General features: G+C 53.2%; 20 protein-coding genes and 7 tRNA genes. 24 read left to right on the top strand and 3 right to left on the bottom strand.

The window, feature by feature from the left end:
* Positions 1-260: 260 nt before the first annotated feature.
* The 8 genes from ACE99V_RS05930 to ACE99V_RS05895 all read left to right on the top strand — a co-directional run bounded on the left by ACE99V_RS05930 (position 261) and on the right by ACE99V_RS05895 (position 2,360).
* Positions 261-336 (top strand) — tRNA-Phe (locus ACE99V_RS05930).
* A 5-nt stretch (positions 337-341) separates the two neighbouring features.
* A tRNA-Trp gene (locus tag ACE99V_RS05925) sits at positions 342-415 on the top strand.
* A 16-nt stretch (positions 416-431) separates the two neighbouring features.
* Positions 432-507, top strand: a tRNA-His gene (locus ACE99V_RS05920).
* 12 nt (positions 508-519) lie between these two features.
* A tRNA-Gln gene (locus ACE99V_RS05915) sits at positions 520-594 on the top strand.
* 7 nt (positions 595-601) lie between these two features.
* Positions 602-677, top strand: a tRNA-Gly gene (locus ACE99V_RS05910).
* Between the two features lie 9 nt (positions 678-686).
* Positions 687-761 (top strand) — tRNA-Cys (locus tag ACE99V_RS05905).
* A 68-nt stretch (positions 762-829) separates the two neighbouring features.
* Positions 830-912 (top strand) — tRNA-Leu (locus tag ACE99V_RS05900).
* Positions 913-1,031: 119 nt separating this feature from the next.
* Entirely contained in the window at positions 1,032-2,360 is a 1,329-nt protein-coding gene (locus ACE99V_RS05895) for a purine/pyrimidine permease (protein ID WP_400489403.1), read from the top strand.
* A gap of 125 nt (positions 2,361-2,485) precedes the next feature.
* On the opposite strand, the gene ACE99V_RS05890 is transcribed toward ACE99V_RS05895, so the two are convergent.
* Positions 2,486-3,160 carry a B3/B4 domain-containing protein gene (locus ACE99V_RS05890; protein ID WP_400489402.1) on the bottom strand — a complete coding sequence of 225 codons (675 nt, stop codon included), beginning with the start codon at positions 3,158-3,160 and terminating at the stop codon, positions 2,486-2,488.
* Between the two features lie 110 nt (positions 3,161-3,270).
* Between ACE99V_RS05890 and rnhA the strand changes: the two genes are divergently transcribed.
* From rnhA to ACE99V_RS05870, 4 genes are all read left to right on the top strand, one after another.
* Positions 3,271-3,705, top strand: coding sequence for a ribonuclease HI (rnhA, locus tag ACE99V_RS05885; RefSeq protein ID WP_400489401.1), 435 nt, complete (start codon positions 3,271-3,273; stop codon positions 3,703-3,705).
* Positions 3,702-4,862 carry a tRNA epoxyqueuosine(34) reductase QueG gene (queG, locus tag ACE99V_RS05880; RefSeq protein WP_400489400.1) on the top strand — a complete coding sequence of 387 codons (1,161 nt, stop codon included), beginning with the start codon at positions 3,702-3,704 and terminating at the stop codon, positions 4,860-4,862. Before rnhA ends, queG begins: the two co-directional genes overlap by 4 nt.
* Positions 4,863-4,930: 68 nt before the next feature.
* Entirely contained in the window at positions 4,931-5,473 is a 543-nt protein-coding gene (locus ACE99V_RS05875) for a methylated-DNA--[protein]-cysteine S-methyltransferase (RefSeq protein ID WP_400489399.1), read from the top strand.
* A gap of 89 nt (positions 5,474-5,562) precedes the next feature.
* Positions 5,563-6,516, top strand: a complete 954-nt coding sequence (locus tag ACE99V_RS05870; RefSeq protein WP_400489398.1) for an amidase domain-containing protein — start codon at positions 5,563-5,565, stop codon at positions 6,514-6,516.
* A gap of 42 nt (positions 6,517-6,558) precedes the next feature.
* Here the strand turns inward: ACE99V_RS05870 and ACE99V_RS05865 are convergent, their stop codons facing one another.
* Positions 6,559-7,251, bottom strand: a complete 693-nt coding sequence (locus ACE99V_RS05865) for a ferric reductase-like transmembrane domain-containing protein (protein ID WP_400489397.1) — start codon at positions 7,249-7,251, stop codon at positions 6,559-6,561.
* Positions 7,252-7,372: 121 nt separating this feature from the next.
* Between ACE99V_RS05865 and ACE99V_RS05860 the strand changes: the two genes are divergently transcribed.
* The 7 genes from ACE99V_RS05860 to ACE99V_RS05830 all read left to right on the top strand — a co-directional run bounded on the left by ACE99V_RS05860 (position 7,373) and on the right by ACE99V_RS05830 (position 16,397).
* Entirely contained in the window at positions 7,373-7,843 is a 471-nt protein-coding gene (locus ACE99V_RS05860) for a tRNA (cytidine(34)-2'-O)-methyltransferase (protein WP_400489396.1), read from the top strand.
* A 41-nt stretch (positions 7,844-7,884) separates the two neighbouring features.
* Positions 7,885-8,613 carry an HAD family hydrolase gene (locus ACE99V_RS05855; protein ID WP_400489395.1) on the top strand — a complete coding sequence of 243 codons (729 nt, stop codon included), beginning with the start codon at positions 7,885-7,887 and terminating at the stop codon, positions 8,611-8,613.
* Positions 8,614-9,138: 525 nt separating this feature from the next.
* Positions 9,139-11,037 (top strand): PrkA family serine protein kinase, encoded by a 1,899-nt coding sequence (locus tag ACE99V_RS05850; RefSeq protein ID WP_400489394.1) that lies wholly within the window; start codon positions 9,139-9,141, stop codon positions 11,035-11,037.
* 86 nt (positions 11,038-11,123) lie between these two features.
* On the top strand, positions 11,124-12,284 hold the full coding sequence (gene yhbH, locus ACE99V_RS05845; protein ID WP_420998299.1) for a sporulation protein YhbH: 1,161 nt from the start codon (positions 11,124-11,126) through the stop codon (positions 12,282-12,284).
* A 139-nt stretch (positions 12,285-12,423) separates the two neighbouring features.
* On the top strand, positions 12,424-14,028 hold the full coding sequence (locus ACE99V_RS05840; RefSeq protein WP_400489322.1) for a spore germination protein: 1,605 nt from the start codon (positions 12,424-12,426) through the stop codon (positions 14,026-14,028).
* 33 nt (positions 14,029-14,061) lie between these two features.
* Positions 14,062-15,192, top strand: coding sequence for a GerAB/ArcD/ProY family transporter (locus ACE99V_RS05835; protein WP_400489321.1), 1,131 nt, complete (start codon positions 14,062-14,064; stop codon positions 15,190-15,192).
* Positions 15,189-16,397, top strand: coding sequence for a Ger(x)C family spore germination protein (locus ACE99V_RS05830; protein WP_400489320.1), 1,209 nt, complete (start codon positions 15,189-15,191; stop codon positions 16,395-16,397). The genes ACE99V_RS05835 and ACE99V_RS05830 overlap by 4 nt, the downstream gene beginning before the upstream one ends.
* A 33-nt stretch (positions 16,398-16,430) precedes the next feature.
* Here the strand turns inward: ACE99V_RS05830 and ACE99V_RS05825 are convergent, their stop codons facing one another.
* Complete coding sequence (locus ACE99V_RS05825; RefSeq protein ID WP_400489319.1) at positions 16,431-16,925, bottom strand: DinB family protein; 495 nt, start codon at positions 16,923-16,925, stop codon at positions 16,431-16,433.
* A gap of 329 nt (positions 16,926-17,254) precedes the next feature.
* Between ACE99V_RS05825 and ACE99V_RS05820 the strand changes: the two genes are divergently transcribed.
* The 5 genes from ACE99V_RS05820 (at position 17,255) to ACE99V_RS05800 (ending at position 23,598) form a co-directional block, all read left to right on the top strand.
* On the top strand, positions 17,255-17,767 hold the full coding sequence (locus tag ACE99V_RS05820; protein WP_400489318.1) for a hypothetical protein: 513 nt from the start codon (positions 17,255-17,257) through the stop codon (positions 17,765-17,767).
* Positions 17,757-18,827, top strand: a complete 1,071-nt coding sequence (locus ACE99V_RS05815) for a phosphodiester glycosidase family protein (protein WP_400489317.1) — start codon at positions 17,757-17,759, stop codon at positions 18,825-18,827. Before ACE99V_RS05820 ends, ACE99V_RS05815 begins: the two co-directional genes overlap by 11 nt.
* Before the next feature lie 499 nt (positions 18,828-19,326).
* Positions 19,327-20,691, top strand: a complete 1,365-nt coding sequence (locus tag ACE99V_RS05810; RefSeq protein ID WP_400489316.1) for a putrescine aminotransferase — start codon at positions 19,327-19,329, stop codon at positions 20,689-20,691.
* A 12-nt stretch (positions 20,692-20,703) separates the two neighbouring features.
* Complete coding sequence (locus ACE99V_RS05805; RefSeq protein WP_400489315.1) at positions 20,704-22,185, top strand: aldehyde dehydrogenase family protein; 1,482 nt, start codon at positions 20,704-20,706, stop codon at positions 22,183-22,185.
* A 174-nt stretch (positions 22,186-22,359) separates the two neighbouring features.
* Positions 22,360-23,598, top strand: coding sequence for a hypothetical protein (locus ACE99V_RS05800; protein ID WP_400489314.1), 1,239 nt, complete (start codon positions 22,360-22,362; stop codon positions 23,596-23,598).
* Positions 23,599-23,614: the final 16 nt, after the last annotated feature.

Raw genomic sequence — 23,614 nt, 5'->3', positions numbered from 1 at the left:
GCTGTGGTGAAGTTGGAGTTCACGCCGGTCTGTCACACCGGAGGTCGCGGGTTCGAGTCCCGTCAGCTCCGCCATTTCTATGAAGGAAATTTTCGGGCCTCTCACCCGTAAACGGGTTCACCCTCGGGGTGATTCGTGGAAAAATGCCGGGTACTGCAGATCTGGCTCGCGAAGAAGTTGTTTCGACGCTGCATCGCCAGTGGAAGCGAGTCCCGTCAGCTCCGCCATCCTTTTTATGGTGGCAGCAAACCAATAAATCTGGCTCGGTAGCTCAGTCGGTAGAGCAGAGGACTGAAAATCCTCGTGTCGGCGGTTCGATTCCGTCCCGAGCCACCATTTATAGGGGCATAGTTTAACGGTAGAACGAAGGTCTCCAAAACCTTTGGTGTGGGTTCGATTCCTACTGCCCCTGCCACTTTTTTCATTCAATGGCGGTCGTGGCGAAGTGGTTAACGCATCGGATTGTGGCTCCGACATTCGTGGGTTCGATTCCCATCGATCGCCCCATTAATCTCATATTGGGGTATAGCCAAGCGGTAAGGCAACGGACTTTGACTCCGTCATTCCTAGGTTCGAATCCTAGTACCCCAGCCATTTCCATGCGGACGTAGCTCAATTGGTAGAGCGTCGCCTTGCCAAGGCGAAGGTCGCGGGTTCGAGACCCGTCGTCCGCTCCACTTGTTTCTGGAGGCATAGCCAAGTGGTAAGGCACGGGTCTGCAAAACCCTTATCCCCCGGTTCGAATCCGGGTGCCTCCTCCACAAAAAATTCCTATTGACTACTTTGTTTAACATATGCTAAATTGTGTTTAGCAAACAAAATAATACATGCCGGTATGGCGGAATTGGCAGACGCGCGCGACTCAAAATCGTGAGGGAAACCGTGGGGGTTCAAGTCCCTCTACCGGCACCATACATACTACACCAGATGCGTTTTTTCGCTTGTATAAGCGGGAAAGCGCATTTTTTTCGCCGAATGATAACAAAGGGTTTCTCGTAAAAAGCATCTTCACAAAAAAGGAGGTGTTTCTGATGTATTACGGGCTGAATGACAGACCTCCGTGGAGCATTACGATTCTCTCTGCTCTGCAATGGTTAATTGTAACGGTTTCCAGCAGCGTAGTGGTTCCACTCGTCGTCGGTGATGTTTACGGGTTACAGCATGAAGAAATCAGTCGGTTTATGCAGCAGACGATCTTTTTTGTCGGACTGGCTTCCTTTTTGCAAGTTTGGATCGGCCATCGCTTTCCGATGATGGAGGCACCTGCGGGATTGTGGTGGGGCATCTTTATCATTTTAGCGCAGATTGGGATGAGTGCAGGACTGGATCCCCGTCTCATCGGGCAGTCATTTCAGCTCGGCTTGCTGGTGGCCGGGGGGCTTTTTGTGGCCCTGGGAATGGCGGGGTGGATCGGGAAAATTCAGCAGTGGTTTACTCCGCTGGTCTCTGGGACGTATATGATCCTGTTGGCAGTCTCTCTCTGCAGCAACTTTGTCTCCGGTTTGCTGGGGATCGGTTACCAGCAAGCAGAGTATGTACAGTCCGACATTTCTCTTGTTTCCGTTGGGATTATCGCGCTGGTCATCCTTATTATGCGGATTCCCAGCGTGGCTAGTTTTGCCGTGCTGCTTGGCATGGTTCTCGGTTGGGGAGCATACGCTTTGCTCGGCTGGACAGAACCGGTTGGCCGATCACAGGAAGCAGTGGTATTGCCAAGCCTGCTCTTTTGGGGACCGATGCGCTTGGACTGGGGAGTCGTCCTGACTAGCATATTAACCGGGTTTGTCCTGTTGACGAATCTGATTACCAGTATGGTGGTGGTTGGAAAAGCGACAAATGAACCGGCGAGCGTTCAGCAGTTGAACCGGGGCGGCATTTTTACCGGAGTCTCGCACATGTTGTCCGGTCTTGCCGGGGTGGTGGGGATGATTCCGCTGTCTCTGGCTGCTGCCGTGATTAAAACGACGAAAATGGCGGCTCGACTGCCGTTTATGGTGGCCATGTTGGTCATGATGGTCATTGGCGTGTTGCCAGCTGTCTCGCAATTCCTTGCGGCGATGCCAACACCCGTCGCTTATGCAGCTATGTTCGTCTCGTTTACTCAACTGCTAGGCTTCGGGATAAAGGATTTGGCCTCTGTGAGGCTGGACGATCGGTCGATCACCATCGTGGGCAGTTCCCTTCTGCTGGGAATTGGCGTCATGTTCGTTCCGGCTGCGGCCTGGAAGCAGCTTCATCCGCTGTTCAGTTTTTTGTTTGGCAACGGTTTGCTTTTGGGAGTATTGGTCTGTTTGTTTTTGGAGCATGTTGTCATCAGGCACCGATCAACCGCAACATTAAGAAAACCCACCCGGCATTAGCTAACGCTTCGCCGGGCGGGGCCCCGAACACTTTTCTAGCGGCTGTATGGGATGTCCAAATTTATAAATTCTTATACACGAACAAGACGGCTCTCTGTGACAGAGAGCCGCTTTTTATAGAGGAATTATCCCGAAGTGACGATGTAGCTGAGAGCGACTTCTCCCCCGTTGATTTCCGTAAACATGCGGGCCGTGGAGCCGAGAATTTCGTCACGCTTGATTGGCGAGACTTGTTCATGGAAAAAAATGACCTGCATCAGGTTCCTGCTTTGATCTGTCACGCGAGTACGGACGGAGTCAACAATCGGACTGCCGAACGGGCCCTGGTCGTCTGCGAGCAGAAGTTTGCCTTCCATGTGAACCTCTCGGCCGTTTAAGCCTTCGTATTGATCAGCAGCTTGTCCCAATCGGCAAACGACGCTGCCGGTCAGCTTGTTCTCGTCGTAAATGCCGTACGGAAGTGCGTGATGAACCGACAGGAAGTTGTTGACATCGACTGCCGAATTGACCCAAAAGAAGGCATTTCCTTGCAGCAGGCGGCGAAGCAGAGACTCGGAAGAGGGACGGTATCGGGATGGATCGATGCCCAATTTTTTAAAACAGGCGCGCCATTCGCGTACGCCTTCGATTTCTGTCAGTTTTCCCGCCTCATGCTCCAGTCTGAGCGATTCGACAAACAGGTTGATTCGCCCCTGAAGCAGTTTGGGTGAATCGGTAAGAGACACGCCTGAATAATGAAGAACGCCCAGCGAAAAATGGGGCAGATGTTCAAAAACGGCGTCGTCAATCCGCACTTTCATTTGTTTGTGTCCCCTTTCATTCCACCTATTTTTGGTAGTATATCACAGATTTTTTTGTAGAAGCGACTGTCCTTCGATACAATAAAGGAGAACGGGAGGAATGTCTGACTATGCGTGAAGTAACCATCTACACAGACGGAGCTTGTTCGGGAAACCCGGGACCGGGTGGTTGGGGAGCGGTGCTCCTGTACGGCGAACATAAAAAAGAGATGTCGGGTTCCGCTCAGAACACGACGAACAACAGGATGGAGCTGCAGGCGGCGATCGAAGCATTGTCCGTGCTGAAAGAGCCGTGCAAGGTAACACTATACAGTGACAGCGCCTACTTGGTGAATTGCTTTCAACAGGGCTGGTATAAGGGCTGGATGCGAAACGGGTGGAAAAACAGCAAAAACCAACCTGTAGAGAACCAGGATTTGTGGAAGGAATTGCTCCGTCTGATGGAAATACACCAAGTTCAATACGTAAAAGTAAAGGGGCACGCCGACAATTTCTGGAACAACCGATGCGACGAATTGGCGACGGGGGCGATCAAACAGCTGTGAGCGAACGGGCATACTGGGAGCAGACGAAACAGGCCATTGCCGAATATGCGAAGAAGATTGGCATAGACAAGATTGGCTTTGCCAGCGCCGACCCATTCGTCGAGTTGAAACAGCGGCTGCGAGAGCATCGGGAAAAGGGCTACGAGTCCGGATTTGAAGAGCGCGACCTGGAAAAGCGAACGGAACCGGAACTCATTTTGGCAGGTGCCAAGTCCATCATATCCATCGCTTTGGCGTATCCTTCCAAGATGGAGAACGCGCCCAAGTCGGAGCCGGGAGCCTACAGAGGAATTCTCAGCCGCTCCGCTTGGGGAACCGATTACCATCACGTCCTGCGCGAGAAGCTGGACAAGTTGACGCAGTTCATCTGTCAATTGGAGCCGAACGCTCGAGTAGAATCCATGGTTGATACGGGGGCGCTCTCCGACCGTGCTGTGGCTGAGCGTGCGGGTTTGGGCTGGATCGGGAAAAATTGCGCGTTGATCACACCGGAATTCGGTTCCTGGGTGTATCTGGGGGAGCTTGTGACCAATCTGCCGCTGCCGCCGGATACCCCTGTCGAGGAGGGATGCGGAGATTGCAATATTTGTGTGGAAGCTTGTCCAACGGGGGCTCTGGTACAGGGCGGCCAGTTGAATGCACAAAAGTGCGTCTCCTTCTTGACGCAGGTCAAGGATTTTATTCCCGACCAGTATCGGGCCAAGATTGGCAACCGGCTGTACGGATGTGACACTTGCCAGACAGTGTGCCCGAAGAACAAGGGGAAGCATTTTGCCCACCAGGAAGCGTTTCGTCCGGATCCGGAGATTGCCAAACCGCTCCTGCTTCCGCTCTTAACCATGGGGAACAAGGAGTTCAAGGAAAAATTCGGCGCTTCGTCTGCGTCGTGGCGAGGGAAGAAACCAATCCAGCGCAATGCCATACTGGCTTTGGCCCATTTTAAGGACAAAACAGCGGTACCTGAGCTGATTCGATTGATGGAAAACGATCCGCGTCCGGTCATTCGCGGGACAGCTGCCTGGGCTCTGGGCAAAATAGGCGGTGAGACGGCAAAGGCTGCCCTGGAAAAAGCAAAAGAGTGCGAAAAAACTCCGGAGGTGCTGGAAGAGGTGGAAAAAGGACTGGCATTCTTCCGAGAAACGCTCTCCTCCAAGTAGCCAGCTTGGTTTACCATGGGCTATCATGTTTGTGAGCAAAAATTTTTCAAGGTAGGGAGGAACGTTGGATGGTAAAAAGGGTGGGGTATACCGTGATGAACTCGCCAATCGGGCCGCTGCTGCTTGCGTCGACAGAAGAGGGACTTTGCTTTATTGAATTCGGCGAAGAGGAAATAGCGCTGCCGAACCTGCAGCGTTGGTGCCGCAAAACGTTTCTCGGAGCGGTTCCGATTCCGGATGACGAAATGAATCGCGCGGCCAAACAGCAGTTGGAAGAGTATCTTGCCGGAACGCGTACCGCTTTTGACCTGCCGATTAGATTGTACGGGACGCCGTTCCAAAAGGCGGTGTGGACCGAACTCACCCGCATTCCTTACGGTGAAACTCGATCCTACAAAGACATTGCCCTCTCAATCGGGGCGGTTAAGGCCGTCCGCGCCATCGGAGGCGCCAATAACCGCAATCCCATTCCCATCGTCGTTCCCTGCCACCGTGTCATCGGGTCCAACGGGGCGCTTGTCGGGTATGGAGGCGGGTTGGCCATCAAGGAGCACCTCCTCAAGCTGGAGGGATATTTCGATCAATCTGTAGGCGTACAAGCTATCCGTTAACAGGATGGCTTTTTCTTTTTTTGTCTGAAATTCCTTCTCCGTTCATATACTCTGTTGAATCATGGGTCACAGGAAAAGGAGGTTCAATCGTGAGCGAAGAGTGGAAGGAAGCGCTAAAACGATATCTGGAGGCGATTCATCAAACCTGCGTCGACGGCTGTCATGAACGGCTGCTCCCCTTTTACGGCGGTGATGAAGCCGCCGCCCAACGCGAACGTGAATGGTGGGAACGGGAGCGGCATCAGCTGGTCAGCCGAGGAATCACTCCCGTTTCGGTCAGGTCAAAAGTGACACCCCTGACTGTCGTGAGAGTGGGAGACCAGGTGGAGACTACCCTCTCTTTGCATGCTGAAATTACCTATCACATAAAGGATCTCACCTACACCCAAGAAAATCGCCGCCTGCAGCGGGTGAAGTTGAAAAAGAGCGGTGACGATTGGGCCTTTCTTTGGCCGTGGGGCTGGTATTTCGACTATCACCAGATGGAGCAGGTACCGGCTGAGGACGGGGGAGATCAAGGGGAATCTGTGCAAGAAGTGGTGTACGGCGGAAGTTACAACCGCGCACAGGCTGTCGCCTATGCGGAACGTTACTGGAATTCGGCGAATCCCGCGTATCCCCGTTTTAAGGATGATTGCACGAACTTTATTTCCCAGTGTGTGCATGCCGGGGGGATCCCGATGGCCTTTACCGGCCAGAAAGGCAAGGGGTGGTGGTTTCGCGGCGGCAAAAATCCCGGTTGGAGCTACAGCTGGACCGTCGCGCACAGCTTTTACCTGCAGCTCAAGTCCGGAAAAGCACCTATTCGGGCGGTGGAACTGCTCACTCCGGACCTGCTTCTTCCGGGAGATATCATTTGCTATGATTTTGACGGGGACGGACGGTGGCAGCACAACACCATCGTCGTGGCGAAAGACACTGACGGCATGCCGCTGGTCAACGCCCATACGACCAACAGCAGCAGGCGTTACTGGGAATACAGGGATTCTACGGCCTATACGCCGAAAATCCGCTACGCCTTTTTTCACATTCGCGGCTCATGATGAAAAAAACCAGTTCCAAGGAAACGGAACTGGTTTTTTCTATTATCGGCGCCTGCATATCGTGTAGACGAAGCACACACCGCGAAGAACAAAAACAGACCCGGCCAACCAAAGAAAATCGCTTAGCGTGTGCGGGTGGCCTTTGATCGATTGGATGTAGATAACGCCGTGGAACAAAACCAAAAGAAACAGCAGCGGATTTTGCAGGTGAAGCCTTTTCCATCCTGCACCGCCGAGCAGAAGCTCTGCTCGCCGCGACGAGGTGAGCCAGAGAGCAAGCAGAACGAAAAAGGCGACAGCTCCCAGATAATTGGCGATGCCCGTCTTGCTTGTATTGGGGTACAAGTGAGCGGTGTCATCCAGATTGGAGAAAAACATACCCAACCATCCATCGTGGACATTTTCCCGTCCGATGATAAACAAATCATTGCCTGTTTCAAACAGATACAGGACGATGGCAACGTGCAGCACCCCGGCTGCACCCGCCAGAATGCCAAGATCCCTCCGCAGTTTGAGGCAGAACGTGGTATAAGCGGGCGGCAGCCACTGTTTGACGGGACCGATAAGCAGCGTGAGCCCAATCAATACGAAGGAAAGATACCCCAAAATCATACTCCATGTTTCCAGAGGAGGGAAAAACGCAAATTCTGTCTTGAGCAGATAAGAAAACAAGGCAAGCAGCAGCAGGACGATGAAATAGGTCCAGATGCGAAAAATAAGAACCTCTCCTTTCACGTTTTCTCGTTAGATGCAAGAGAGGGGCAGCGTGTTACAAAGTGGTAATCGAGAAAGACAATTTGTATAATAAGAATGATTGTTTGCTGAAGATTGGAGTCGCTTTGAGGAGATAAACACCATGCCATTACATATCGTTTTGCACGAACCGCTCATTCCCGCGAACACGGGCAACATTGCCCGCTCCTGCGCGGCAACCGGTGCCCACCTGCACCTGATTCATCCGCTTGGCTTTTCCACGGATGACCGTTATCTGAAGCGCGCCGGGCTTGATTATTGGCATGCCGTAACGGTTCATCACTACGACAGCTTTGAGCATTTTGCAAAGGAGCAGGGAGAAGGAGCGGGTACGTTTTACTTTGTTGAAACGTGGGGAGAGAAGCTCTATACGGAGGTTTCCTTCTGCGACGGGGACTACATTATTCTGGGCAAGGAAACAACAGGACTGCCGCGGGAACTGACGGATGCGTACCGTGAACAGACAATCCGCATCCCCATGGGCGGTGCGACCCGTTCGGTCAACTTGTCCAACTGCGCTGCGATCGTCCTGTTTGAGGGACTGCGGCAGCTTGGGTTTCCCGGTTTGAAGTAAGGTGAACCTGCTGATCGATCAAAACAAGGGAGAGGAATCAAATGTCAAAACCGAGCACGATCCTGTTTGACCTGGACGGAACCCTTCTGGAAATGCACACGGAGCCCTTTGTCAAACGTTATTTACAGGAGTTGGGCCGCTACATCGGCGACCGTTACGATGCGGAAAAGCTGCTTGCTCTCATCTGGGACGCCACCAAAGCGATGATTGTCAGCCAGGAACCGGACAAGACAAACGAGCAGGTGTTTCTTGAACACTTCATCGCCCATAGCGGTCTCAAAAAGGAGGAAGTGTGGCCCATATTCGATGCTTTTTACCGTGATGTATTTCCAACCTTGTCCCACCTGACCTATCCGTCTCCGTGGGCGAAAAAGATTATTGAAGCAGCCAAACAACAGGGTTATCGCGTTGCGGTGGCGACCAATCCGGTCTTTCCGCGGATGGCGATTCACAACCGTCTGGCCTGGATTGAACTGGCTCCCGAGGAATTCGATCTGGTTACGGTGTACGAGGAATCCCACTTCACCAAACCAAATCCGGGGTACTTCCAGGAAATCTGCTCCAGGCTGGGTGTGCAGCCGATGGAGTGCGTCATGGTCGGAAACCACATGCAGGAGGATATGGTGGCAAGCAAGCTCGGCATGAAGACATTCCTCGTCACCAATTACTTGGAGGATCGCGGTGAACCGCAGTACCAGGTAGATCAGCGAGGTTCCCTCGAGGAGCTGTACGAGGCGATTCGTAACAAAACCGGGGTATTTGCCGGTTAATACAAGAATAACCCACCCGGCGAAAGCTTACGCTGCGCCGGGCGGGGCCCTTACAACGAGAAAAAGCAGGGTGCCGGATGGCAGCCTGCTTTTTTTTCCTGGGAGAGCACTATTGCGCAAGCAGAATGCGCTGCTTCAGACCTTACAGATTCCAGGTTTTGTCCTCGTTGTATCCAGCCGTAAGAATGAAGAACAGAAACGCGCCGAAAACCAACGCTACGATAAATGTGCCCATGCTGGACAACTCCTTTCGTAACCAAACTACTCCCATTATAGCGTAGACTTTCCTGTTTGCAAGGGTGTTAACCATGAGATCCATGACAGTTTTGTATCCGATAGACGCTCTTTTTCGCCGTTTACAGGGAAACATGTATTGCCTTGGCGCATAAAAATAGGAAAGGGCTCCAATAGCCTGTTGGCGCCATTCGACAAGCGGATCACGAATGTGACCCCGAAAAAGGACATATACATGGAAGTACATTGTCGTTCGCGAAGAGATGGGCTTAAGAGGGAGGAGAGACTTGCATGGACATTTTGAAACGCATCGCCGAGCACAGGGCCCGTGAAGAAAAGTTAACATGGAGAGGCACGTTTGCCGAATATCTCGAGCTGGTTCGCAAAAATCCCCAGATCGCCCAAACTGCCCATTCACGGGTATACAACATGATCAAAAGCGCGGGTGTGGAAGAAAACGAAGACGGATCGCGTACCTACAAGTTCTTCAGCCGGGAAATTTACGGTCTGGATCGGGCGATTGAAAGGCTGGTGGAGGAATACTTCCATTCGGCTGCCCGCAGGCTTGATGTTCGCAAACGGATCCTGCTCTTGATGGGGCCGGTCAGCGGCGGTAAATCGACCCTTGTCACGATGCTGAAGCGGGGCCTGGAAGACTACAGCCGTACCGACGATGGCGCCGTTTATGCGCTGGACGGCTGCCCGATGCAGGAAGAACCGCTGCACTTGATTCCGCACGAGCTGCGGCCGGAAATCGAGGCGGAGCTGGGCGTGAGAATTGAAGGGGAGCTCACACCCTACAACCGGATGCGGCTGGAAACCGAATACGGCGGGTGTATCGAAGACTTTCCCGTCAAGCGCGTCCTGTTTTCCGAGTCGCAGCGTGTCGGGATTGGCACGTTCAGCCCGTCCGATCCGAAGTCACAGGACATCGCAGACCTCACGGGAAGCATTGATTTTTCTACGATTACACGATATGGTTCGGAGTCGGATCCGCGCGCCTATCGCTTTGACGGCGAGTTGAACAAGGCAAACCGAGGGCTGATGGAGTTCCAGGAAATGTTGAAATGCGATGAAAAATTCCTTTGGCACCTGCTTTCACTGACGCAGGAAGGAAATTTTAAAGCAGGCCGTTTTGCCCTCATCTCCGCAGATGAACTCATCGTCGCTCATACCAATGAAGCCGAGTACAAGTCGTTTATCGCCAACAAGAAAAACGAGGCGTTGCAGTCGCGGATTATCGTGATGCCGGTCCCGTATAACCTGCGGGTGAGCGCCGAGGAAAAAATTTACTCCAAACTGGTTCGGCAATCCGATCTGGGCCATGTGCATATCGCACCGCATGCGCTGCGGGCGGCCGCCATCTTCTCGATATTGACCCGCCTGAAAGAGTCCAAGAAACAGGGAGCCGACCTGTTGAAGAAAATGCGCCTGTACGACGGAGATTCGGTGGAAGGCTTTAAAGGGGCCGATCTGGAAGAACTGCGGAACGAACATCCTGACGAAGGAATGGGGGGAATCGACCCTCGTTACGTTATCAACCGCATTTCCAGTGCGCTGATTCGCCGCGACACGGAGTGCATCAATGCGCTCGACATACTCCGTGCCTTGAAAGAGGGCCTTGACCAGCATGCATCGATTACCAAGGAACAGCGGGAGCGTTTTCTCAACTTCATCTCCATGGCCCGCAAGGAGTACGATGAGCTGGCGAAAAAAGAGGTGCAAAAGGCATTCGTCTACAGCTACGAAGAATCGGCCAAGACGATGATGGACAATTATCTGGACAATGTGGAAGCCTACTGCAACATGAACAAGCTGCGCGATCCGGTCACCGGCGAAGAACTGGATCCGGATGAACGCCTGATGCGCTCGATCGAAGAGCAGATCGGCATCTCCGAAAACGCGAAGCGGGCCTTCCGCGAAGAGATCCTGATTCGCATTTCGGCCTATGCCCGAAAAGGGAAACGTTTTGATTACAGCACGCACGACCGCTTGCGGGAAGCGATAGAGAAAAAGCTGTTTGCCGATTTGAAAGACGTTGTCAAAATTACGACCTCCAACAAGACCCCGGATGAGCATCAGTTGAAAAAAATCAACGAGGTAACGAAACGTTTAATGGAGGAGCACAACTACTGCCCTGTCTGCGCAAATGAACTTCTCCGTTATGTGGGCAGTCTGCTGAACAGATAGGGACAAAGCACCCTCCGGGCACCCGGATCCGGCTTGCCAGGAGGTAAATCCGGCGCCGTTGCGCCAGAAGGTAGGAGGCGCGCATTATGGAAGAACCATCCCCGTTTGTCGTCTCCCGGGAAGACTGGTCGCTGCATCGAAAAGGACATCAAGACCAGAATCGCCATCAGGAAAAGGTAAAGGAAGCAATCAAGAAGAACCTGCCTGATCTCGTAAGCGAAGAGAATATCATCATGTCAAATGGGCGAGAGGTTATCAAAATACCGATCCGTTCCCTGGATGAGTACCGCCTCCGTTTCAACTTCCAAAAGGGCCAGCACGGCGGCCAGGGAAAGGGGAACAGCAAGGTGGGAGATGTCATCGCGAAGGACGGTGACCCTGCCCAAGGACCGGGCAAGGGCCAGGGAGCCGGCGACCAGCCGGGGGTTGATTACTACGAAGCGGAGATTACCGTCGAAGAGCTGCAGGAGATGCTGTTTTCCGAATTGGAGCTGCCCCATCTGCAGCGCAAGGAAGAGGATCACATCATCATTGAAGAGACCCGGTTCAACGATGTTCGCAAAAAAGGTTTGATGGGGAACATCGACAAGAAGCGGACGCTTCTCGCCGCCATCCGGCGGAATGCCCTGGCCGGATACAGCGACCTGGAGCTGGGGATATCCAATGACGACTTGCGGTTCAAAACCTGGGAGGACATCATCAAGCCTCACTCCAACGCAGTGATTATCGCCATGATGGATACATCCGGTTCCATGGGCGTATTTGAAAAGTACATCGCCCGCAGCTTCTTCTTCTGGATGCTGCGGTTTCTCCGCACCAAGTACGAAAAAGTGGAGATCGCCTTTATCGCCCATCACACGGACGCCAAGGAAGTTACAGAGGACGTGTTTTTCTCCAAAGGGGAGAGCGGCGGAACGATCTGTTCCTCTGCTTACCGGAAAGCCCTGGAGATTATCGATGCACGCTATCCGAAATCACAATTCAACATCTATCCCTTCCACTTTTCCGACGGCGACAACCTCACGTCCGACAACGAGCGCTGCGTCAAACTGGTGAAGGAACTGATGGAACGCTGCAACATGTTCGGCTACGGTGAAGTCAATCAGTACAACCGCCACTCCACCCTGATGTCCGCCTATCGGCACATCAAGGAACCGAAGTTCATGCACTGCGTGATCCGGGAAAAGGGCGAGGTTTACAAGGCGCTGAAGACGTTTTTTGGGAAGAAGGAAGAAACGGTACGATAAGCAAAAGCCGTTGGCGAAACAAGACGCCAGCGGCTTTTGTGCGGTTTTGACCCTTCCAGCTTCTGCATGAATATCCATTTGTCTGGAGACACTATTCCACACGAGAAGAGGAAGCGCCAGAAAGAAGTGTCATGAGCTGATGAGGAGCTTTCAACGAAAATTCATGAGCAAAGCAAAAGCGTCTCTGATGAAGAAACAGAGAGGAAAAGACTCAATTCCCTCTGGACCCATTCATCAATCTCTCCAGGAAAACGTCGAATTTCTTACCCAATGGCTGGGAAGCAACACGGATTTTGCAACGAATCCGTTGATTTGCGCCGGATGGCGCGCATCGTTGGTTTATTTTACTACCCTTGTCGATGTGAAACTGTTGAGTGAACGCGTCGTGTTTCCGCTGCAAGAGAAATGGGACGACGGCGTAAAGGAAGACGAGACCTGTTTGCCGGAGGAGGCCGCAATACCCGATCCGCTGGCGGTAATGGGGCGACGGATCGCAGTGAGTGACACGCGCAGAGTGGAAGACTGGCATAGCGCCATGGGGGAGTTGATGAACGGAAAAGCGCTCTTGCTGGTAGACGGAACAGCAGCTGGTCTTGCCATCCGCGTAGAGAAAGTAGAAAAGCGGGGCATCACTGCTCCGGAAACGGAACAAAGCGTGATTGGGCCGCGAGAAAGCTTTGTGGAAATCCTCGCTACCAATATCACGCTGATCCGTCAGCGACTGCGCGACCCGCATTTGTGTGTCGAGTCTGTTCATATAGGAAGGCGGGGCAAACAGCAAGTAGCGACTTTGTATCTACATGATGTGGCCAACCCCGGCATCGTGGAAGTAGTAAAAAGGCGCCTTTCCTCCATCGATACGGATGCATTGCAAGGACAGCTCCATTTGCAGGAACTGCTTGAAGACAACACGTTTTCCGTATTTCCCCAACTTCGGCCCACCGAGCGACCGGATGTCGCCTGTTCCTACCTGCTGGAGGGAGGCGTGGTGGTGATGGTGGATGGCGCTTCTCATGCGCTGATCCTGCCGATTACGTTTTTCCAGCTGTTGGACACCGTGGACGATTACTACAACAGTTGGCAGTACGCCACACTCATTCGGTTTGTGCGGATATTAGCCTTGCTCTTCAGCATTGCGATACCCGGGCTCTACCTGTCGCTCGTGGCGTACAACCCCGAATTGATTCCGACCCGGCTGGTCATTTCCATGGATGCGGCCCGCGTGAAAGTGGCGCTGCCCATTGTGCTGGAGATCTTTGTAATGGAAATCATGATCGAGATTTTGCGGGAGGCTGGGGTCAAGCTTCCCAAGCCTGTTGGACAGGCAGTCAGCATCATCGGCGGTCTTGTCATCGGGGAAGCAGCTGTCAACGCCAATCTGGTCAGCCCTGTCACGGTTGTCATCGTCTCCTTGACGGCCATTTCCTCGTTTACGGCACCTGTGTATCTGCTGGGGATCACGTACAGGATATTGCGCTTCTTTCTGCTGCTGTGCAGCTCCATTTTCGGACTGTACGGATTTTTATTGGGGCTCTTCTTCATTCATGCCCATGTGGCCCGGCTGGTCTCGTTTGGCGTTCCCTATTTGGCGCCGCTCTCTCCGCTTCGCATACGGGATTGGAAGGACACGCTCGTGCGGTTGTCATTCAAGAAGCTGACGAATCGGCCGACGTTCCTCGCTCCGCTCGATTCGACGAAAGCCAAGACACTGCCGATGACTACCAAGGAACAACGGAAGAAGTAGCGGCTCAATCTCTCAGAGGGAAGGATGGTGTCGATGAAAGGATATGAAGGGAGCCCCGCCATCAGCCCGATCCAGCTTGTGTTGCTCGTGTTCGGCACAGTCGTCGGGGTCGGCTTCCTCACGCTGCCGCGGGTCGTGATTGAAAAAGCGCGCGAGGACGCTTGGCTGACGGTCATCCTGGCAGGTGCCCTTTTGCTTGTGGCGCTATGGCTGGTGCTGCGCGCGGCCCGTCTCTTTCCCGAAGATACTCTGATTGAGTACAATGTGAAAGTCTTCGGCCGCGTGGCAGGCTTCGTGATCAACCTGATGTTTGGCGTCTACCTCCTGTTTTTTACCATTACCGGTGTGCGGACGATGGCGGAAGTGGTCCGGGCGGAAATGCTGCCGTTTACGCCCACGGAAGCGATCATTTTTGGCATGCTGCTCACCCTCTTGTACGCCGCCTGGGATGGACTCATGACGATTGTCCGCATCAACGAATCAGGTCAACCGATCACCTTTCTGTTGATGATGTTCTTTTTCCTGTTCGCTTACCTGGAAGCGGACTGGTCCGAGCTGAGGGTTCCCTTTACGAACGGCCTTCTCCCGATCATCCAGCCCCTTCCCAATACCGCTTATTCGTACGTTGGTTTCGAAATTCTGTTCCTCTATTACCCATTTGTGGTCAAAAAGGATAAAAGCTTTCGCCATGCTGCTGCCGGGATTGCCCTGGCCGGGGGTTTCTACGGCTTTATCGTGTTGGGAACGTTGGTTACGCTTGGTGCTGATGTGGCCATTGCCCAAGTGTACCCCGTTGTGACCATGGCAAAAGTCATTGAAGTGGTTCGGCAATTTGTGGAGCGCGCCGAATTGCTGCTCCTGGTCTTGTGGCTGCCGTTGGCCTTCACCACCCATCTTGTTACGTTTTACTCGACAGCTTTTTCGCTGCATCGGATGGTTCCTGTCATTTCGTTTCGGATCTGGATGGGTTTGCTGGTTCCGGTGATTTATTTCCTGTCACAGATTCCGGATAATCTGATCGTGATGGCGAAGTGGTCGGACCGCGTGGGCCAGGCCGGGATGGTTTTCCTGTTTGGCTATCCACTGCTGCTTTTTGCGGGTGTGTTTGTTCGACGCATGTTGGGACTCCACCCTCCTCCTGGAAAAGAAGGTGAGCCAAAATGATACGGAACTTGACAAAGAAATGGGGCTTTGCTGCCGCGATCATCAGCGTTATCAGTGCTCTGCTTGCGGGGTGCTGGGATTACCGGGAACTGGAAAACCGCGCTATCGTGGTCGGGCTGGGCATCGACGAACTGCCTCCTGCCCGTTACAAAGGAGAAGAGATGCGGATGTACCAGGTTGTCGTACAGATCGTGGAATCGGCCGCAGAAAGCACTGGAGGACAGATGGGAGGGGGAGGCGGTACCCAGGGTCAGCAGCAAAGGGGCTATACAAACTTCGAAATCGAGACCCCCTCCATCACAGAAGGAATTGAGCGGATTGTGACGCGAGTCGATCGCATGCCGAATCTGGCGCACCTGCAGGCCATCGTCCTGAGCGAAAAGGTGGCCAGGAAGGGAATCAACGAACTGTACGACTTTTTCACCCGGTTTCCCCAGATGCGCCGCCATACGGAGATCATCGTGGGTAAGGGCTCCATTCTCGAGATTTTTTCAACACCGAGCATATCTGAACCTACCCCGACCCTGCACATCGCGGAATTGGCGAATAACGTTCAACAGACGCTGCTCGTGCCGGAATCCAATCTGGGTACCGTTAGCAAAAGCGTCCGGACCAAAATGCCGTTTCTGTTGCTCAAAGCCTCTCTGGACCAAAAAAAACAGATCGTGATCAATGAAGCTGCGGTATTTGACAACTTCAAGATGGTCGGTTCCCTGTCGAGGGATCAAATGCTGGACATTTCCATCCTGCAGGATGAGATTCAACGAGGGGTCCTGCACTTCCCATGTTACGGCGGCAAAAAAGCAGGGCTGCAGATTCTTGCGGGGGTTTGCAAAATCAGACCGGAATTTCGACAGGGCCGTCCTCACGTCACGTTTGAAGTGGAGCTGGATTCGGAAATGATGGAATACCAGTGCCTGGGGGCATCCTTTGACAAGCCGGAGCAGATTGAACGATTGGAACAACGGGTCTCCGACATGCTGAAAAATCGGCTGTTGAAAACCGCTGAAGAGCTGAAAAACAGGTACAAGGCAGACGTGTTTCGGCTGACGACCCGGCTAAAAAATGAACCGGAAATGTACGAGGAGATCCGGAAACAGCCGAGTGAATTTTTCCGGAAGCTCGTCTTCGATGTAACGGTAGACTTGAAAATCCGCAATATCGGCAATACTCTTGAAACACCCAGCCGGGAATGGAGGCCGTAACGAAAACGGGGTGGTGATGAACACTCCGTTTTTTCAATCAAATGACCGTCGGGCGGGCCAGGAACCCTGCAGTTTGCGGGTCTGCACGATCTGGCCGGTGTGAAAGGCGTCATGCATGATGATGTTGAAGGTGCTGAGTCCAAGAGATGTCTGAGAAAAGAGGCGGTCGAAATCGGCATCCGACATGGCGGAGAGCAAATTGTGAAGTTCCCGTTGGATGCGCTCTGCACGATTGATCGTTGCCTGCCAAGCCTCTTCATCGTCAACGGTGTGATCGACGGCAAAGGTGTCGTCATTGCTGTTCGCTGTATGGATTGGATCGATACCCTGTATCACTTGAAGCAGGCGTTCCTTGTAGAAGAGCATGTGGTTCACGGTCTCCCAGATGGTGTTGGCCGCTTCGCCCGGCGGCCGCCAACTGGCCTGTGCAGCCGTCAGCCCTTTCAACGCATCTTTCAACGGCGGAAACCATCCTTCTTTGTCAAATGTCAGTTCCAGTTCATGCAGAAGCAACTCCATGCGGTTCATTTAGAGACCTCCTCAACTAATCAAATATTCATACGACTATATTTTACCATATGCTGGATGATGGGGAGGACAATCTTAACAGCAGGCGAGAAAAGAACAGCCGCCCAAGCGACTTGAGCGGCTGCACAAAGAGGGAAGGATAGTACGTGACACGGTTACGGTACCCTCTTAGACGACTCTCATAAAGGGAAAGGTTGCATGGTTCGCGACAATTGAGAAATTGGACCTATCGATCCCGGGATCCGATGGATAAATAAAATGGCTGTCGAATTTTGTTTTATGATATAATAAAACCTCATCCTTTGTCACAGGAAAGGAGGAGGATAGCGGTGAGCAAAGAATACGTTCCCGCTTCGCATTCCACTTCACTGCACGCTCCTGCAGCCGAGAAAAAAGTGAGAAGGCGCAGGAGAGACAGCTTCTTTCCAGGTCTGTTCCCGGCGAAGGACATGGTCCAAACGAAAGGGAAACGCAGCGTGCTGCCGGTTCTGCTGGCCGTACTGCTGTGGGGAGGATTGGCCTATGGAGGGTACGTTTATGCCAACCATACGCTGGAGATGCATCAGCGTCATATCGACCAGCGAATTCAAGAGGTACAAGCCTTCAACCAGAAACAGATGGAGCAGCTGCAAGGGCAGCTGGTTCTCGTGGAAGAAGAGATGAAACGCGTTCAAGACGGATTGACATCGATTGAAGAAGAGCTGCAGCTTACGGGTGAGACCATCGGCGGGACCAACGAAACCAAGCAGGCTTTGCAGGTGAGAATCGACCAGTTGAACAAGCAGCTGATCGAACTGAAAGCTTCCTTGAAAAAGCTGGAGGATGCCGCTCGTGCTTGGTAGGGTTCATCGCTTTTTTGCCTTTTTGTTTGCACCTGCACTTGGGTTTATGGTCGCTTTTGCCCAAGCCGCTCCTGCGGACAAGCTTCCGCTGAATTCACTCACACTTGTGGCCAAGGCTTCCAGTGAACAGACTGCCGCACTGGAAAACCGTCTGGCGGAAACAAGGAAAGTGTTGGAAGAGACGGAGGAGGCCATTGCACAGATCCAGGGGAAAGCGGCTGAGGAAAAGCAAGAGTATGAAGAACAAAACAAAAAGATTCACGAATTGTTGGCCGACAGCCAGTCCCAGACGAAAAAGTCAGCTGACGTGCTCGACACCATCCTCTCGAACCTGTTGGGCGATCCTGTGGGACAAACCTTTGGACCGAACGCCAACGTAAAGGTGTATTCGCTGGAGGAATCGGGTTACCGGGGGTACATGGCCAAAGTGCGTCTGAAAAACCCTCGGGCATTGAAAATGGTGCTGGCCAACGATTCCATAAGAGGCAAAGGGGAGACGACGAGCCACGCCGGCAAGCGAACAGGGGCAGTGCTCGCAATCAACGCCGGCGGCTTCATGAAGGGCAAAAACGGTCTCTTGTCTCCCATCGGCATTACGGTCGTTGACGGCAAGATTCGGACCTTTTCGAACGATCAGCGGATAAGCTTTGTTGGGTTTAACAACAAAGGCAGACTGGTCGGGGGAAAAATCACCTCGCAGGACCAGATCAATCAAATGGGGATTCTCCAAGGGGCAAGCTTTTTGCCCACACTCCTTAAGGACGGCAAACGCATGCCGATCCCCCGCGATTGGGCCCAGACCAAACAACCTCGCACCTTGATTGGTCATTTCGACAACGGAGATCTGCTGCTGATTGTCATCGACGGCAGACGAAAAGGCTGGAGCAGCGGCGTCACCCTGGAGGAAGCGCAGCGAAAACTGCAGGAGTTTCATGTTGTTGACGCCTACAACCTGGACGGTGGCGGCTCAAGTGCCTTCTACTACAAGGGACGAATCCTGAATCGCCCCTCTGACGGCAGGGAGCGGCCGGTGGTAAGCAATATCGTCATCATGCCGTGAATGGATTCTCAAAAGGTGTAAACCCGTATCGTGTGTACCGATACGGGTTTTATCTTTTAAACCACAAGTCCCTCATATCCACCATACCGTACGAGTGTAACGAAATCCCTTGCAAAGAGGATCTTTGAGAATGTCCGTTAGAATCTCGTCAACCTTTGGGGCGAGTATGGGACCGAGATGTCCTTTGACGAAGTTGTTCTCGATCTGGAAGATCTCCAGAAGCGAAAAATCTGTGTCGTCTGAATAGCCGACCGCGTGCAGGATTAGATCGGCTTCAGGGATATTTCTCGCTTTTCGTACATGCGACGATTCATCATGATTGGTACCGTAAGATCAAGACACGTCAAAAATTCTCATTTATGAGAAGTGATTTCTCACTTTCATCGATGAAAATTACCTCCAGATCGTAAAAATCCGTGCAAAACGGGATTACGTAGAATGGCATCATACTTGCTTACAAATTATTTCGAAAATTCATTCTGCGAAAAGGTGGGGTAAAATGGAACGAAAGTCGCGAGAGGAGTCATTGGCACTGGCCAAAGAAATTCTCGGATTTATTGAGAGTGAGACTTTGACGGTGGATCAAAAGAAACAGATTGTCAGTGATTCAATTGAGAACTTCACGAACCATGTCACGAAGGCGATCTTGGCGCACCGCAAGTCGGTGTCGACGGATTTCTCCGTCGTGGAGTGGGAGGATGAAGGGGCAGTATTTCGCGACACGATGGGAGACGAGTACATTGATTGTCTGGGCGGATACGGGGTGTACCTGCTGGGCCACCGTCATCCCAACGTGGTGAAGGCCGTCGAGGCACAGTTGAAACGTTACGCGCTGCACAGCCAGGAGATGGTGGACCCGCTGCGTGGATACCTCTCCAAGCTGGTGGCGTACATCACGCCAGGCGATCTGCAGCACACTTACCTGGTCAACTGCGGTACGGAAGCCAACGAAATGGCGCTGAAGCTGGCTCGTCTGGCGACTGGCAAAAAATACTTCATTTCTACGGAGCGGGGCTTCCACGGCAAAACCTTTGGTTCCCTCTCCGCGTCAGGCAAGTCTACTTTCCGTGAGCCGTACTTCCCGCTGGTGCCAGGTTTCCAGCATGTGCCGTACGGGGACGCCGACGCCGTCGAGCAAGCGATCCGCATGCTGATTGCCACGGGTGAAACGGTTGCCGGGGTGATCGTTGAACCGATCCAGGGAGAAGGCGGAGTCAACATCCCGCCTGACGATTACCTGCCGCGATTGCGCGAGATTTGCGACAAGTACGAGTGTCTTCTGATCGTCGACGAGGTACAGACTGGTATGGGGCGGACCGGTACGCTCTTTGGCGTGGACCACTGGAACGTCGTGCCGGATATCATGACGTTGGGCAAAGCGTTCGGCGGCGGCGTCATGCCGATCGCAGCCATGGTGGCAAAACGCAAATGGTGGGACAAAATGGAGGAAAATCCTTTCCTGCTCGGTTCGTCCACGTTCGGGGGCAACCCGCTTTGCTGCGCCGGGGCTATCGCTGGCATCCGCACGATTCTGGAAGACAACATTCCGCAGATGGCCAAGGAAAAAGGAGACTACTTCATGGTCAACCTGCGTGACATTCAGGAAAAGCACCCGGAAGTGCTCGTCGACGTGCGCGGCAAAGGACTGTTGATCGGTATGGAATTCGCCTCCAACAGCCTGGGGTACTCGCTGGCCAAAATTCTGTTCGGCAAAAAGATTCTGGTCGGCGGAACGATCAACAATGCGACCGTGGTCCGAATCGAGCCGCCTGCCATCATCTCCTATGAGCAGATCGATTATGTGCTGGCCTGCATCGAGGAAGGCGTGGCCCAACTGGCCAAAGAATTGAAAGTGGCTCGCTAGGAGGGAGTCCGTATGTCCGATCAGGTGAAAAAGATGTTTATTGACGGAGAGTGGGTGGCTTCCTCGTCGGGGGAAACGTTTCCGGTTCGCAATCCGGCAACGGGAGAAGTACTGGCACACGTCACCAAGGCGACGCGGGAGGATGCGCAGCGTGCGATTGCAGCGGCGCGGCGTGCTTTTGACGAGCCGGGCGGCTGGGGTGAGAGCAAGGCGCGTGATCGGGCCGAACTGCTGTGGAGGGTGGCCGATCTGATCGAAGCCCGGGCAGAGGAGTTTGCCCAGACGGACACGCGCAACAACGGCAAGCCGCTTCGCGAATCCCGCTACGACGTCTCGGACGCGGTCAATCAGTTCCGTTACTACGCCGGTCTGTGCACCAAGCCGCAGGGACAAACGTACGATGTGCCGGACGAGATTCAGGCGATGGTGGTACGGGAGCCGATCGGCGTCGTCGGAGCCATCACCTGCTGGAATTATCCCTTGGTGATGAACGCACAGAAAGTGGCTCCCGCACTGGCGGCGGGAAATACGCTGGTACTCAAGCCTGCTGATCTCACTCCGCTGTCTACGATCATGCTGTTTGAATGCCTGGAACAGGCAGGGCTCCCGGCCGGCGTGGCCAATCTCGTGACCGGTCCGGGCAGTGTGGTAGGCGACGAGATTTCCAAAAACGAGCTGGTAGATAAGGTAGCTTTCACCGGTGGAACAGAAACGGGTATCGCCATCATGAAAAATGCGGCAGATACTGTAAAAAAGCTGTCGCTGGAGCTGGGGGGCAAGTCCCCCAACATCGTCTTTGCCGACGCCGATTTTGAAACGGCTGTCGATTACGCGCTGTTTGCCATTTTTGCCAATCAGGGTGAGGTCTGCTCCGCCGGTTCCCGTTTGTTGCTCGAAGAAAGCATCTACGAACCGTTTATGGCGCGGCTCGTGGAGAGGGCGCAAAAAATCACGGTCGGAGACGGGGTGAATCCCGAGACGGAGATGGGACCGCTGATCTCCGAAGCCCATCTGGAGCGGGTCCTGGACTACATTCGAATCGGACTGGATGAAGGCGCCAGGCTGTTGTGCGGCGGCAAACGACTCACCGGCGGCGGTCTGGAGAATGGATACTTCCTTGCCCCCACCATCTTTGAAGCCCATCGAAACGATATGCGGATCGTTCAGGAGGAAATCTTTGGACCGGTCCTGGTGGTCCAGAAATTCCGCAGTGAAGAGGAGGCCATCCGTTTGGCCAACAGCACCAAATACGGTCTGGCAGGAGCGGTTTTCACGAATGACGGGGCCAAGGCGCAGCGTGTGATTCGCAAGCTGCGGGCCGGCATCACCTGGATCAACACGTACCATCCGACCTTCAACGAAGCGCCGTGGGGCGGATACAAGCAGAGCGGCATCGGACGCGAGCTGGGCACCTACGGTTACGAGGCGTACACGGAGGTCAAGCAGATCAACGTGAATCTGAAGGTGCAGCCGAGCGGCTGGTTCCGCAACTAAACAAAGGGAAAGCGGGGGAGCATATCCTCCGCTTTTCTTGTGTCTTACACTTTCCGGAACGCATAAAAAGCTTCCTCTAAGGAAGAACCAGCTTCTTCGAAAGGGCTTCGACAGAAACTTTTTTTATCGATGAGGCGTCATACGTGGTGAATCCAAAAAAAGGATGGGAAGAACATGGTAAAAAAACAGCTGGCAGTGGTAACTGCGGCATGCAGCATTCTGTTCACCGGCATCGGCATGGTTTTGCCGGGGATGTCAGTTCCAACGGCACAAGCAGCAGGTTATGCCTTCACCTACAAGGTTCCAGCCAATTTGGAGAAGTACCTGTCTGTAAACAGAAACATGGTTTCCATTCAAAATCCCCAACCGAAAGAATTGGCAGCCAAACATCGGTACGGCAGCTACCTGATAGATCGTGACGGAGGCTATTTTTCGGAGAAGACGATGTACATGAACGAAGTACACTTTCGCACGTCGAAAAAGGGATTTCTCCTGGATGTGTTCCATTGGATTGGCATCCTGTCCCCCGTCTATCGGGAAGGAATCGATCTGATTGAACTAGACAAGCAAATCAATCAAGAACAAGCCAAACAGGACCCAACGAATCCATACAGCGGCAGATGGTCCGAATTGCTTCAAAAGCGGGGGCAAATCAACCTGCAGGCTAGACTGCAGGCACTGATCAACGCCGGATATGTTACTCCGGAAGAGATAGATGACGAACCGGCGACCAAACAGTTTGTGGCCAACGTTCTCTATCGGATGTTTCAAGACGTACGCCCGTATAAAGGCAGTGTCAAGCTACAGGATACGGACGATGTGGCGTTGCTGTGGGCCGTAGAAACAGGTCTGCCCGGTTTTGAAGCAGACGGCAAAGGAAACATCTATCCCAATACCCGCCTGCGTCAAACGGCCGGCCCGGAAGATTTGGTAGAAGAGTACACATATTCCCGGCTCTTTGACTTTATCACCCTGATCCTTCCGGGGAAAAAGACGGCAAATGGCTGGGAGTATTATCAGGTACAGCTGCTGCCCAAAATGGTACCGGTTCGAGCAGAAGAGTTCATCTATGTAAATGGAAAGCCATTCCGACAGGCTGTCACATCCAACTGGAATTTTTACAGCATGGCGGGCTTCTATCAAACGAACCGCCAAATTGCTTCCCTGGTAACACCGCGCTTCGAGCAGATGCTGAAGACCGCCCGTCAAGACGCATTGAAACCGCGCGCGTGGGACTGGAAGCGTGATCTGGTCTCCCATCCGCTTTTCGCGCATGAGGTTGCGCTCTACCGCAAAACAAAAAGTCCGCAAGCGCTTAACGCCGTTTACCAGAAGGTGCGCAATCACTACAATCTCTACCTGCGACAGGATTCACCTGCAGTAATCAAAAGCGTGCTTGATCACGTGAAATAACGGCTGAGGGCTGCCG

The sequence above is a fragment of the Brevibacillus soli genome (assembly GCF_044759095.2).
Taxonomy (GTDB): domain Bacteria; phylum Bacillota; class Bacilli; order Brevibacillales; family Brevibacillaceae; genus JBIYSM02.
The sequence above is the reverse complement of the archived record's forward strand: the minus strand, read 5'-3'. Positions and strand labels throughout refer to the sequence as shown.